Source organism: Streptomyces sp. NPDC001787 (assembly GCF_040297465.1).
Lineage (GTDB): Bacteria > Actinomycetota > Actinomycetes > Streptomycetales > Streptomycetaceae > Streptomyces.
Map to the genome: position 1 here is coordinate 64,246 of NZ_JBEOZE010000028.1, position 11,774 is coordinate 76,019.

Annotated in this window: 12 protein-coding genes and 1 riboswitch; of the genes, 2 read left to right on the top strand and 10 right to left on the bottom strand. The window is 72.7% G+C overall.

Going from position 1 to position 11,774, the window contains the following annotated elements; all coding sequences use genetic code 11:
* Positions 1-127 precede the first annotated feature (127 nt).
* The 8 genes from ABT170_RS30905 to ribD form a co-directional block, all read right to left on the bottom strand.
* On the bottom strand, positions 128-604 hold the full coding sequence (locus ABT170_RS30905; RefSeq protein ID WP_351872832.1) for a PH domain-containing protein: 477 nt from the start codon (positions 602-604) through the stop codon (positions 128-130).
* A 43-nt stretch (positions 605-647) separates the two neighbouring features.
* A complete protein-coding gene (hisG, locus tag ABT170_RS30910) occupies positions 648-1,496 on the bottom strand; it encodes an ATP phosphoribosyltransferase (RefSeq protein WP_266929143.1) in 849 nt (282 codons plus the stop codon).
* A gap of 61 nt (positions 1,497-1,557) precedes the next feature.
* Positions 1,558-1,830, bottom strand: a complete 273-nt coding sequence (locus tag ABT170_RS30915) for a phosphoribosyl-ATP diphosphatase (RefSeq protein ID WP_351872836.1) — start codon at positions 1,828-1,830, stop codon at positions 1,558-1,560.
* Positions 1,831-1,865: 35 nt separating this feature from the next.
* Entirely contained in the window at positions 1,866-2,351 is a 486-nt protein-coding gene (gene ribH / locus ABT170_RS30920; protein WP_329940998.1) for a 6,7-dimethyl-8-ribityllumazine synthase, read from the bottom strand.
* 55 nt (positions 2,352-2,406) lie between these two features.
* Positions 2,407-3,705 carry a bifunctional 3,4-dihydroxy-2-butanone-4-phosphate synthase/GTP cyclohydrolase II gene (locus tag ABT170_RS30925; protein WP_329940997.1) on the bottom strand — a complete coding sequence of 433 codons (1,299 nt, stop codon included), beginning with the start codon at positions 3,703-3,705 and terminating at the stop codon, positions 2,407-2,409.
* Complete coding sequence (locus tag ABT170_RS30930; protein WP_329940996.1) at positions 3,702-4,346, bottom strand: nicotinamide mononucleotide transporter family protein; 645 nt, start codon at positions 4,344-4,346, stop codon at positions 3,702-3,704. Before ABT170_RS30930 ends, ABT170_RS30925 begins: the two co-directional genes overlap by 4 nt.
* Positions 4,343-4,999, bottom strand: a complete 657-nt coding sequence (locus tag ABT170_RS30935) for a riboflavin synthase (RefSeq protein ID WP_329940995.1) — start codon at positions 4,997-4,999, stop codon at positions 4,343-4,345. Before ABT170_RS30935 ends, ABT170_RS30930 begins: the two co-directional genes overlap by 4 nt.
* On the bottom strand, positions 5,000-6,100 hold the full coding sequence (ribD, locus tag ABT170_RS30940) for a bifunctional diaminohydroxyphosphoribosylaminopyrimidine deaminase/5-amino-6-(5-phosphoribosylamino)uracil reductase RibD (RefSeq protein WP_351872841.1): 1,101 nt from the start codon (positions 6,098-6,100) through the stop codon (positions 5,000-5,002).
* Positions 6,101-6,259: 159 nt separating this feature from the next.
* A riboswitch (FMN riboswitch) is annotated at positions 6,260-6,390 on the bottom strand.
* A 151-nt stretch (positions 6,391-6,541) separates the two neighbouring features.
* Between ribD and ABT170_RS30945 the strand changes: the two genes are divergently transcribed.
* The gene (locus ABT170_RS30945) at positions 6,542-7,288 is read left to right on the top strand and encodes an SDR family oxidoreductase (RefSeq protein WP_351872844.1); all 747 of its coding nucleotides are present in this window, start codon (positions 6,542-6,544) and stop codon (positions 7,286-7,288) included.
* Positions 7,289-7,312: 24 nt separating this feature from the next.
* Here ABT170_RS30945 and ABT170_RS30950 read toward each other — a convergent pair whose 3' ends face one another.
* Complete coding sequence (locus ABT170_RS30950; RefSeq protein ID WP_351872847.1) at positions 7,313-8,503, bottom strand: ROK family transcriptional regulator; 1,191 nt, start codon at positions 8,501-8,503, stop codon at positions 7,313-7,315.
* Positions 8,504-8,665: 162 nt separating this feature from the next.
* Between ABT170_RS30950 and ABT170_RS30955 the strand changes: the two genes are divergently transcribed.
* Positions 8,666-9,925 carry an MFS transporter gene (locus ABT170_RS30955; RefSeq protein ID WP_351872850.1) on the top strand — a complete coding sequence of 420 codons (1,260 nt, stop codon included), beginning with the start codon at positions 8,666-8,668 and terminating at the stop codon, positions 9,923-9,925.
* A gap of 113 nt (positions 9,926-10,038) precedes the next feature.
* Here the strand turns inward: ABT170_RS30955 and ABT170_RS30960 are convergent, their stop codons facing one another.
* The gene (locus ABT170_RS30960) at positions 10,039-11,592 is read right to left on the bottom strand and encodes a hypothetical protein (RefSeq protein WP_351872853.1); all 1,554 of its coding nucleotides are present in this window, start codon (positions 11,590-11,592) and stop codon (positions 10,039-10,041) included.
* Positions 11,593-11,774 lie beyond the last annotated feature (182 nt).

Sequence of the window (11,774 nt, forward strand, 5' to 3'; positions counted from 1 at the left end):
GGAGTCACTCCTCGGGTCGCAGGAAAAGCCCCGCGGGCCCCTGGGGGCCCCTCTGGTGCGGGGCGGGGCGCCACAGGGCGCCACCGCCCTCCAGAGTAATCAAGAAGAGGCCGGACGGGGCAGGGGCTCAGTCGTTCTCCGTGACGGTGTCCGCTCCGGTGCCATGGGTCTCGGCGAGGACGCGCAGCGCACGGGCGTCGCGGATGGCCTGCTTCTTGGCGATTCCGGGCTGGATGCCGAGGGCGGGCAGGCTGGTGCCGTCGCTGAGGTCGAGGAACACCCAGGGATCACCCACCCGCAGGTTGACGCGGAGGATCTCCGCCCAGGCCAGCCTGCGGGTACGGGTGAGGTTGACGACGGTGACGCCGGCGTTGTCGGCGACCACCTTGGGCCTGCTGAGCAGGGCCAGGACGCCGAGGAACAGCGCGGCGACGAAGATGAAGCTGGTCCGCTCCCCCGGATTCAGCTTCTCCAGGGTCAGGGCGATGACGGTGATGACGAGGAACATCGCCAGACCCACGGCCAGCAGGACCACCCGGGTGAGGGTGGGCCTGAAGGTGACCGGGAGGGCGGGCTGTTCGGGCCGGGGCGCGGAGGCGGACATCAGGGGCTCTTCTTGTCTGTCGGTGTTCTCGGTGCCCCTGCCGTCAGAGACGGCAGGCGTGGATGGCCGTGGTGAGGATGGCGCGGGCACCGAGCTCGTACAGGTCGTCCATGATCCGCTGCGCCTCCTTGGCGGCGACCATGGAGCGGACGGCGACCCAGCCCTCGTGGTGCAGCGGGGAGATGGTCGGCGACTCCAGGCCCGGGGTGAGGGCCACGGCGCGCTCCAGGTGCTCGACGCGGCAGTCGTAGTCCATCATCACGTAGGAGCGGGCGACCAGGACGCCCTGGAGGCGGCGCAGGAACTGCTGCACCTTAGGGTCGTCCGCGGGGGCGCCGGTCCGCCGGATGACCACGGCCTCCGACGTCATGATCGGCTCGCCGATCACTTCGAGTCCGGCGTTGCGCAGGCTGGTTCCGGTCTCCACCACATCGGCGATGACCTGGGCGACCCCGAGCTCGATGGCGGTCTCGACGGCGCCGTCGAGGTGGACGACGGAGGCGTTGACGCCCGCGTCGGCCAGGTGCTTGGCGACGATGCCCTCGTAGGACGTGGCGATCGTCATGCCGTCGAAGTCCTGCGGGCCGTGGGCGGTGCCGGGCCTGGTGGCGTAACGGAAGGTGGAGCGGGCGAAACCGAGCTGGAGGATCTCCTCCGCGTCGGCGCCGGAGTCCAGCAGCAGGTCACGTCCGGTGACGCCGATGTCGAGCCGGCCGGAGCTGACGTAGATCGCGATGTCGCGGGGCCGAAGGTAGAAGAACTCGACCTCGTTCTCCGGGTCGACGAGAACGAGTTCCTTGGACTCCTTGCGCTGCTGGTATCCGGCCTCATGGAGCATCGCCATCGCAGGTCCGGAGAGTGAACCCTTGTTGGGGACGGCGATGCGCAGCATGGGGTCAGGTCCTTTGGTGCGAAGGGGTGGGCTGTGCGGACGGGCGGAAGCGGCGGTCGGCTCAGAGATGGGCGTAGACGTCGTCGAGGGAGATCCCGCGGGCGACCATCATCACCTGGACGTGGTAGAGCAGCTGCGAGATCTCCTCGGCGGCGGCTTCCCTGCCCTCGTACTCGGCGGCCATCCAGACCTCGGCCGCCTCCTCGACGACCTTCTTGCCGATGGCATGCACTCCCTTGTCCACCAGTTCGGCGGTACGGGAGGTGGAGGGGTCGCCGTCGGCGGCCTTGAGCTGCAGCTCGGCGAAGAGCTCTTCGAAGGTTTTGTTCGCCATGATGGTCCTTAGAATACGGGGTCGCCGGGCCGTCCTCAGCGCCAGGGTTCGCTGACGGCACGCAGGGTCGCGGCGGTGGCGACGGCCGCCGTGACCGCTTCGTGGCCCTTGTCCTCGTTGGACCCTTCGAGACCGGCCCGGTCCAGTGCCTGCTCCTCCGTGTCACAGGTCAGGACGCCGAATCCGACCGGGACCCCGGTGTCCACGGTGACCTGGGTGAGGCCGGCGGTGACGCCGTGGGAGACGTACTCGAAGTGGGGAGTTCCGCCGCGGATGATGACGCCGAGGGCGACGATCGCGTCGTACCCCCGGCCCGCGAGGACCTTGGCGACGACGGGGAGTTCGAAGCTGCCGGGGACCCGCAGCAGGGTCGGCTCGTCGATGCCGAGTTCGCGCAGCGCGCGCAGGGCGCCGTCGACGAGTCCGTCCATGATCTTCTCGTGCCACTGCGCGGCGACCACGGCGACCCGCAGGTCACCGCAGTTGCGTACGGACAGTTCGGGTGCGCCCTTGCCGCTCATGTCTCTCCTACTGCTCGTTCCGTGGGTCACGGGAGGGGTGGTGGGGTGGTTCCGGCTACTGGTTGCCGCACGCCGGCGCGGTGGCGCCGTCGAGCCACGGCAGGTCGTGGCCCATGCGGTCGCGCTTGGTGCGCAGGTACCGCAGATTGTGCTCGCCGGCCTGTACGGGCATGGGTTCGCGGCCGGTGACGGCGAGTCCGTGCCGGACGACCGCGGCGGTCTTGTCGGGGTTGTTGGTCATCAGCCGGAGACTGGCGACGCCGAGGTCCGCGAGGATCCGGGCGCCCGCCGCGTAGTCGCGGGCGTCGGCGGGCAGGCCGAGCTCCAGATTGGCGTCGAGGGTGTCGGACCCGCGCTCCTGGAGTTCGTACGCGCGCAGCTTGGAGAGCAGTCCGATGCCGCGGCCCTCATGGCCGCGCAGATAGACGACGACGCCGCGGCCCCGCTCGGTGATGCGTCGCATGGCGGCGTGCAGCTGGGGCCCGCAGTCGCAGCGCTGGGAGGCGAAGATGTCGCCGGTCAGGCACTCCGAGTGGATCCGTACGAGGACGTCCTCACCGTCGCCGATGTCGCCGTGGACGAGCGCCACGTGCTCGACACCGTCGACGGTGGAGCGGTAGCCGTACGCGGTGAACTCGCCGAAGGCGGTCGGCAGCCTGACCTCGGCCTCGCGGCGGACGGCGGGCTCGGCGCTGCGGCGGTAGGCGATCAGGTCCTCGATGGAGATGATCGTCAGACCGTGCTTGCGGGCGAAGGGGACGAGTTCGGGCAGCCGCAGCATCACGCCGTCCTCTCCCGCGATCTCCACGATCGCCCCGGCGGGCCGCAGCCCGGCGAGCCGGGCGAGGTCGACGGCGGCCTCGGTGTGGCCGTTGCGGACGAGGACGCCGCCGGATCGGGCCCGCAGCGGGAAGACATGGCCGGGGCGGACGAAGTCCCCGGGGCCGGCCACGCCGCCCGCCAGCATCCGCAGCGTGGTGGCGCGGTCCGCGGCGGAGATGCCGGTGCTCACGCCGTGGGCGGCCGAGGCGTCGACGGAGACGGTGAAGGCGGTCTTCATGGACTCGGTGTTGTGGTCGACCATCTGCGGCAGTTCGAGCCGTTCCAGCTCGGCGCTCTCCATCGGCGCGCAGATCAGGCCGCGGCACTCGCTCATCATGAACGCGACGATCTCGGGGGTCGCCTTCTCGGCGGCGATGACGAGGTCGCCCTCGTTCTCGCGGTCCTCGTCGTCCACGACGACGACGGGCCGGCCCGCGGCGATGTCGCCGATGGCCTGCTCGACGGGGTCCAGGGCGAGGTCCGGGGCGAGACGGGCGTGGTCCCGGTGCAACCAGGTGGGCTGGGCAGTCATGCCGTGGCTCCTTCCAGAGCGGGTGTCCGCGTACGCAGCCACCAGTCGCGCATGCCCCACAGGACGAGGGCGCCGTATACGACGTAGATGAGACCGGAGAAGGCGAGTCCGCTGTGGAAATTGAGCGGTACGCCGACCAGGTCGACCAGGAGCCAGGCGAACCAGAACTCGACCATGCCGCGTGCCTGGGCGAGCATCGCCACGAGCGTGCCCGCGAAGATGTAGGCGTCCGCCCACGGGCTCCAGGACAGTGAGGGGAACGCGGTGAAGAGGCCGCCGACGGCCAGGGTGCCGAGGGCCGCGCCGCCGATCAGGCAGCCGCGCTCGCGCCAGGTGGCGAACCGTACGGCGATGCTGCCGTCCTGGGCCTGCCGCCTGCCGCGGGTCCACTGCTGCCAGCCCCAGACGGCGACGGCGATGACCACCAGCTGCTTGCCGACGCTGCCCGCCTGGTGCACGGAGACATTGGCCGCGACCAGGACGACGCCGGAGAGGAGCTGGGCGGGCCAGGTCCAGATGGAGCGCAGCCAGCCGAGGGTGAGCGCCGCCACCCCGATCGTGTTGCCGATCATGTCCGACCAGATGATGTGCTGCCCGAGGACGGTGAACGCCTCCGAGTTCAGCCAGGTGAGCGCGCTCATGTCACCGGCTCCCCGGGTTCCGGCACCTCGCCCCGGACCGCGCCGGGGGCTGCGCCCGGGACCGCGTCGGCGCCGAGCAGCCGCTCGACGTACTTCGCGATCACGTCCACCTCCAGGTTGACCGGGTCGCCCGGCTGCTTGATGCCGAGCGTGGTCAGGGCGAGGGTGGTGGGGATGAGGCTGATGGTGAAGTGGTCGGTCTCCGCGTCGACGACGGTCAGGCTCACACCGTCGACGGTGATGGACCCCTTCTCCACCACGTAGCGGGTCAGCTCCGCGGGCAGGGAGATCTTCACGATCTCCCAGTTCTCGGAGACCGTGCGCTCGACGATGCGGCCGGTGCCGTCGACATGGCCCTGGACGATGTGTCCGCCGAGCCTGCCGCCGAGCGCCATGGGGCGCTCCAGGTTGACCCGGGAGCCGGTCGTGAGGGCGCCGAGGCTGGAGCGGTCGAGCGTCTCCGCCATCACGTCGGCCGTGAACTCGTGGTCGCCGAGGTCCACCACGGTGAGGCAGACGCCGTTGACGGCGATGGAGTCACCGTGCTTGGCGCCTTCGGTGACGACGGGGCCCCGCAGGCGGAATCGGGAGGCGTCGTCGAGCTTCTCGACGGCGGTGACCTCACCCAGTTCTTCGACAATTCCGGTGAACACTCAGTTTCCCTTCCGAGCGGTGACAGGGACGGCGGTGACGCGCAGATCGGGGCCGATACGGACGGTCTCGGTCACTTCGAGGCGCAACGCCTGGGAGATGGTGGAGATTCCGGCGTCGGCGAGGGCGGACGGGCCCGCGCCGAGCAGGACGGGTGCGAGATAGCCGACGACCTTGTCGACCGTTCCCGCGGCGACGAAGGCACCGGCCAGCGTCGGCCCGCCTTCGAGGAGTACGGACCGGACGCCGCGTGAGTGCAGGGCGTCGAGCAGGGCCGTCAGATCGAGGCCGGGCCCGGCGGTGGCCCGGGGCAGCCGCAGGACGGCCGCCGCGGGCAGGTGCGCGGCGGGGACGTCGTCCGCGACCGCGATCAGGGTGGGCGCCGTGCCGTCCAGGACGCGGGCGCCGGGCCCGACGGCGGTGGCCCCGGTGTCGACGACCACCCGCAGCGGCTGGGTGGCGCCCTCGATGCCGCGCGCCGCCAGCTGGGGGTCGTCAATACGTGCGGTGCCGGACCCGACGACCACGGCGTCGGCCTCGGCACGCAGCCGGTGGACGTCGGCGCGGGCCTCGGGCGAGGTGATCCAGCGGCTGGTGGTGTCGGCGGCGGCGATCCGGCCGTCGAGGGAGGCCGCGTACTTCCACAGGACGTACGGGCGGCCGAGCCGCACCGAGGTGAGCCAGGCCGTGTTGCCCGCCGCCGCCTCGTCGGCCAGGAGGCCGCCCGTCACCCGGACCCCGGCCCGGCGCAGGGTGTCCGCGCCGCCGGTGGCCCGCAGGTTCGGGTCGCCGACCGCGTACACGACGCGGCTGATCCCGGCGTCCAGGAGCGCCTGCGCGCAGGGGCCGGTGCGTCCGGTGTGGTTACAGGGTTCGAGGGTGACGTAGGCGGTACCGCCCCGGGCCCGTCCGCCGGCCGCGCGCAGCGCGTGTATCTCGGCGTGCGGCCCTCCGGCGCGCTGGTGGAAGCCTTCTCCGGCAATCTCTCCGGCGGCGTCGGCGATCACGCATCCGACGACCGGATTGGGGCTGGTGGAGCCGAGTCCGCGGGCTGCGAGCACGATCGCTCGGCGCATGGCGGTGATGTCGGCTGCGGTGGCCACCGGGTCCTCCTGCCTCTTCGGGCACGGACTCCGGGGCCTGTCGATGACGACAGATGAAGCGGAACACCACGAGAACGCCGGAAACCGAGGGCACGGACGCGGCTGTCCCGATGATCCGGAACACGCGTCCGCCTACGGCGGCGTACCTGTGACGACCCGCCGCGCACTGCCTCCCATCCGGACTTTCACCGTCGGTCCAGGAATCTCACCTGGTCAACCGGCCGCTGGCTGCGGACGGGTCGCGGACTATAACCGCCGGTTCGGAATTGCACCGACCCCGGAGTGCGCTGCTACTGGTACGCAAACAGTCTGCCACGGACCACCCTCGGCCATGCGGGTGATGTCTGTGCGCTGGCTCACAGGGCAACCTCGAAGAAGTGGGCGCACCCGGTCCGGCCGATGAACCGCCCGGTCTCCCGCCGCTCTGGCACGCTGGCGTCCATGACGACGATTCTGGTCACCGGCGGTACCGGAACACTCGGCCGGCAGGTCGCCTCTCGGCTGCGCGACTCCGGGGCGGACGTACGCGTCCTGAGCCGCCGCTCCCCCTCGTACGCCGTCGATCTGCGCGACGGCAAGGGGCTGGACGCCGCGGTGGAGGGGGTGGACGCGGTCGTGCACTGCGCGACGGCTCCCGGCGGCGGTGACGACAGGGCGGCCGGGCATCTCCTCACGGCCTCCAAGCGGGCCGGGGTGCCCCATCTGGTCTATATCTCGATCGTCGGTGTGGACCGGGTGCCGCTCGGCTACTACACCGTCAAGCACCGGGTCGAGCGGATGATCGAGGATTCGGGGCTCGGCTGGACGGTCCTGCGGACCACCCAGTTCCACGACCTCGTGCTGCGGGTGCTCTCCCCTGCCGCCCGGCTGCCCGTGCTGCCGGTGCCCGCCGGGGTCTCGGTCCAGCCGGTGGACAGCGATGAGGTCGCCCGGCGGCTGGCCGCGCTGGCGCTCGGCGGCCCGGCCGGACGGGTGCCCGACATGGGCGGCCCCGAGGTCCGGGAGCTGACCGGGCTGGCCGCCGCCTACCTCCGGGCCACCGGCCGCAAGCGGCGCGTGGTGCCGGTACGGCTGGCGGGCAGGGCGTACGCGGGTTTCCGGAGCGGTGGCCATCTGACACCCGGGCGGGCCGTGGGGACGACGACGTTCGAGGAGTTCCTCAGCAGGAGGTACCGCCGCCCGGTGTGAGCGGCCCCCACGGCCGTCCGGGGCTCAGCCGCCCGGGGCGAACAGCGCGTCCTGGGCCGCCTCGCGCGCCGTGAGCAGCGCGCCGCGCAGCACGGCGGCGCCGCCGAGCGAGCCGGCGCGCACCTCGGTGCGCAGGGGTGACATCCCGGCCAGCCGCTCCTCGACCCGGTGGGCGAGACCGGCCCCGCCCGCGTGGCCGACCTCGCCCGCGAGCACGACGCAGCCCGGGTCGAGCACCGCGGCCACGGAGGCGCATCCGAGCGCCAGCCGCCCGGCGAGGGCGTCCAGGAACGGTCCGCCCTCCGCTCCCCGCCCGAGGGCGGACCGGACAACGGCCGCGGCGGTGGGTTCCGCGTCCCCCCCGGCCGCGTACGCGGGCACCCCGATACCGTGGCCGGCGGCCAGTTCGCAGATGGCCGCCGAGCCCACCAGGGAGTGGAAGCCGCCCTCGCAGCTGACGGCCGAGGGAATCCCCGGTGTGCCGGGCACCGGAAGGAAGCCGATCTCCCCCGCACCGCCCGAGGCCCCGCGGCGCAGCCTCCCGTCCAGCATCACGGCCGCGCCGATGCCGTGGCCGAGCCAGAGCAGGACGAACGTGTCGCGGTCACGGGCCGCGCCGACCCGGTGCTCGGCGACGGCGGCCAGATTGGTCTCGTTCTCCACCAGGACGGTCGCGGGCAGCCGCTGCTGGAGCACCCGGACCAGGCCCCGGTGCCAGGCGGGCAGACCGCTGGTGTCGCGCAGTTCGCCGGTGACCGGGTCGATCAGCCCCGGGGCGCCGATGCCGACGCTGTGCAGGGGGGCCGCCCCGGCCTCGCGCGCGGTGCGTTCGAGGAGCGCGACGGCCTGCTCGACGGCGGGTTCGGTGCCGGTGTCGCTGCCGATGGGCATGGTGGCCTCGGCGCGTGTGGTCCCGAGCAGATCGGCGACGACCACGGCGACGCTCCCGGTGCGCACATCGAGGGCCGCGAGGTGGGCGCGGTCGGCGACGATCCCGTACAGCCGCGCGTTGGGGCCGCGGCGGGCGGCTCCGCTCTCTCCGACGACCTGGATCAGCCCGGAGTCCCGCAAGCGCTCGACCAGGTCGGCGACCGTGGGGCGGGACAGGCCGGTCAGCGTTTTCAGCTGGGTCGCCGTCAACGGGCCGTCCTGCTGGAGCAGTCGCAGGGCGAGCCGGTCGTTGATGGCTCGGGCGGTGCTCGGTGAAGCGGGCATGCCGGGATCCTTCCAGATCACGTCGTACTCATTCCATGGGCATCCGGCGGGAAGACGCTCTATTTATCAGGCAGGGTTCCTGATAGTTTACGCCCCGGATCGCGGGCAGAGGCGTCGGAGCAGACCCGGCGGGCCAGAATCTCCAAGGGAGGGCACGGCGGTATGACAACGGATTCCACAGGTACGGCTTTCGGCACGGATCAGGTCAGGCGGGCCAGATTCGCGGTCGCCGCCGTCTTCACCGTGCACGGATCGGTGACCGGCAGCTTCGCCACCCGGGTGCCCTGGATCCAGGACCATGCCGGGGTCAGCGCCGGCCAGCTCGGGCTCGCCCTGGCCTTCCCGGCGATCGGCGCCTCGCTCGCCATGCCGCTGGCCGGCCGGATCAGCCACCGGTTCGGTGCCAGGACCGCCCTGCGCGGGCTGCTGGCGCTGTGGACGCTCGCCCTGGTGCTCCCCGCGCTGGCCCCGAATCTGCTGACGCTCTGCGCGGCGCTGTTCGTCTACGGGGCGACGGCGGGGATGTCCGACGTGGCGATGAACGCGCTGGGCGTCGAGGTGGAGAACCGTCTCGACCGTTCGATCATGTCGGGCCTGCACGGGATGTGGAGCGTGGGCGCGCTGATCGGTTCGGCCGCGGGCACGGTCGCCGCCCATCTGGGGACCGACGCGCGGCTGCATCACACGATGGCCGCGCTCACCCTCACCGTGCTGGGCCTGATCGCCTGTCAGGGCGTCCTGGATCTGCGCAGCGAGCCGGACGAGGAGCCTCCGCCGCGCTTCACCCTGCCGCCGAAGTCCGCGCTGATCATCGGCGCGGTCGGGTTCTGCGCGGTGTTCGCCGAGGGCGCCAGCCTGGACTGGTCGGCGGTCTACCTCCGGGACATCATGGGGAGTTCGGCGGGTCTCGCGGCCGCGTCCACCACGGCGTTCGCGCTGACGATGGCGGTGGCGCGGATCGCCGGGGACCGGATCGTCGACCGGTTCGGGGCGGTGCGCACGGTGCGCGTCGGCGGTGCGCTGGCGACCACCGGAGGACTGCTGGTCGTGCTGTCGCCCGACCCCGCGGTGGCACTGTGCGGTTTCGGGCTGCTGGGGCTCGGCGTGGCGGTCGTGGTGCCGCTGGCCTTCGCCGCGGCCGGGCGCAGCGGGCCGAACCCGAGCCAGGCCATCGCGGGCGTGGCCACCATCACGTACACCTCGGGGCTCATCGCCCCCTCGGCGATCGGCTCGCTCGCCGAGGCCACGTCACTCGTCGTGTCGTTCGGCCTGGTGACGGTGCTGGCGTTCGGACTGATCCTGGGGGCCGGGGTGCTGCGGGCGGGCGACCGCAACGTCGCCGGGGCGGACGCCGGGGCGTCCGGGCCGTCCGGGCCGGACACGGCACCGGCCGGGAGCGCGGTGGAGCGCGGCGGGAGCTGAACCGGGCGCGCGGACCGGGCCCGGTCCCCCGCACCCGTACGTGGTGCGGGGTGCGGGAGTACCGGGCCGTGTGACGTGTCCGGCGGTTTCCGCGCCGGTGTGCGGGCGGGTTCTCAGCCGGTGCAGGTCACCTTGAGCGCGGAGATCGCGTGGTGCTCGTAGTCGTTGTCCTCGCCCCGGTCGTGCAACTGCACGGAGAGCTTCTGGGCGTCCACGGCGAAGGTGCCCGGCACGTTGTACCAGGTGCCGCGCCGGTCCTGCTGGCGGACGTAGTAGGAGCCGACCAGGTTGCTCGTCCTGGGCAGGAACCGGTCGTACACGGTGTAGTAGCTCGGGTCGCCGCCGACCCGCGCGATGTCGGAACTCCCGGGTACGTGGACGGAGATGCTGCACTTCCTGGCGGAGGCGGGCAGGTCGAACAGCCAGGTCGCCGATCCGCCCGAGTCCTTCGAGGAACTGCCGGACATGGGCATGGAGAGGTACTTCCCGGCACAGCCGTAGCCGCCGAAACCACCGCTGTGGGTGGCCCAGCCCTCCTTGCCGTCGCTGTAGTAGCCGGACTTCTGGAAGCGCTGCGTGGGGCACTCCGGTCCGGACACGCCGCTGTAGACGACGGCGGGTGCCGACTTGGGCACCGAACCGGAGGAGGGGGCCTTGGTGGGGGTGCCCGAGCCCGTGTCGGCCGGGGCCTTGGCGCCGGAACCGCTCTTCGCCGTGCTGTCGGCCCCGCCCTTGGTGCCCTTGGCGCCCTTGGTCCCGGCCTCGGCGGAGCCGTCCGCGGGCTTGCGCCCGTCGCCCGTGTCCGCCCGTACGTCACCGACGGGGCCCTTGTCGCCCCGGGCCGGGCCGGCACCCGGCTTGTCGGCGGCGGCAGCGGCCCGCTTGCCCTCGGGACTGTCGGGGTCGGTGTCCGGTACGTAGCCGCCCGCCCGCCCGTCCCCCTTCCACGCCGCCGCCGCTTCGCGGCTCTCCGGCTTGGCCTCGTCCTTCTGGGAGCTCGCCACGACGAACGGGGTCGCCAGCAGCAGCGCACCGGCGAAGGCCGCCGCGACCACCATCGGGCGCGACACCCGGCCGGGTCGCTCCGGGGCGCCGCCCTCGCCCGCCGCGGCACCGCCCGGAGGGCTGGAGGACGCCGCGGCCGTGGCGGTGGCCGTGGCGGTGGCGCCGGCCGGCCCGGCGGCAGCTGCCGTCCCCTCGGAAGCCGTCCCTTCGGAGGCCGTCGCTTCGGAGGCCGTCGCTTCGGAGGCCGTCGCTTCGGAAGCCGTCGCCGCAGGAGTCGTCGCCTCGGGTGCGGAGGTCGCGCTCGCAGGGGCCGGTTCCGCGGTGGACGAGGATGTGTTCGCCTCGACCGTCTTCCCGGTCGCGCTCTCCTCGGCACCCGCCGAGACAGCGATGGCGGTGCCGGCAGCAGCGGTGGAGACGGCCACCGCGGCGGACTTCCCGGCCGTCGGCGCCTCCTCCTGGGCGACCGCCGAGGCCTCACCGTCCGGTTGCCCCTCGGGCCCGGACGTGGTCCTGCCGATGGAGACCCCGGCCGCGTGCACCACCGCCGGGGTCCGCGCTGCGGGCTCCTCGGTCTCCTGCGGACCGGGCTTCGACGAGGTCGGCGTCCGTGCGCCGCCGTCCTTGCCGCCGGGGGCCGGCGTACCGCCGCCTTCCGTCACCGTGCGGGACGACGGCGTGGACGGGGCGCCTATGCTCCCCGGGGCTCCGGGCGTCTCACCGCCGGGAGCCGATGTGCCCACGGCCTCACGCCGGTTGCGCGCGGGCTCGCTCTCCCCGGTGGATCGCACTGGCTTCACGGGTGAGCCCTCTTTCCCTGCCATCGACTCTTCTCATCCTCTCG

What these genes read in the sequence shown, in the direction of transcription:
- ABT170_RS30945 (WP_351872844.1), top strand. Translation starts at nt 6,542, where the DNA reads ATGACGACGATTCTGGTCACCGGCGGTACCGGAACACTCGGCCGGCAG.
- ABT170_RS30930 (WP_329940996.1), bottom strand. Translation starts at nt 4,346, where the DNA reads ATGAGCGCGCTCACCTGGCTGAACTCGGAGGCGTTCACCGTCCTCGGG.
- ABT170_RS30915 (WP_351872836.1), bottom strand. Translation starts at nt 1,830, where the DNA reads ATGGCGAACAAAACCTTCGAAGAGCTCTTCGCCGAGCTGCAGCTCAAG.
- ABT170_RS30955 (WP_351872850.1), top strand. Translation starts at nt 8,666, where the DNA reads ATGACAACGGATTCCACAGGTACGGCTTTCGGCACGGATCAGGTCAGG.
- ABT170_RS30925 (WP_329940997.1), bottom strand. Translation starts at nt 3,705, where the DNA reads ATGACTGCCCAGCCCACCTGGTTGCACCGGGACCACGCCCGTCTCGCC.
- ribH (WP_329940998.1), bottom strand. Translation starts at nt 2,351, where the DNA reads ATGAGCGGCAAGGGCGCACCCGAACTGTCCGTACGCAACTGCGGTGAC.
- ABT170_RS30950 (WP_351872847.1), bottom strand. Translation starts at nt 8,503, where the DNA reads ATGCCCGCTTCACCGAGCACCGCCCGAGCCATCAACGACCGGCTCGCC.
- ABT170_RS30905 (WP_351872832.1), bottom strand. Translation starts at nt 604, where the DNA reads ATGTCCGCCTCCGCGCCCCGGCCCGAACAGCCCGCCCTCCCGGTCACC.
- hisG (WP_266929143.1), bottom strand. Translation starts at nt 1,496, where the DNA reads ATGCTGCGCATCGCCGTCCCCAACAAGGGTTCACTCTCCGGACCTGCG.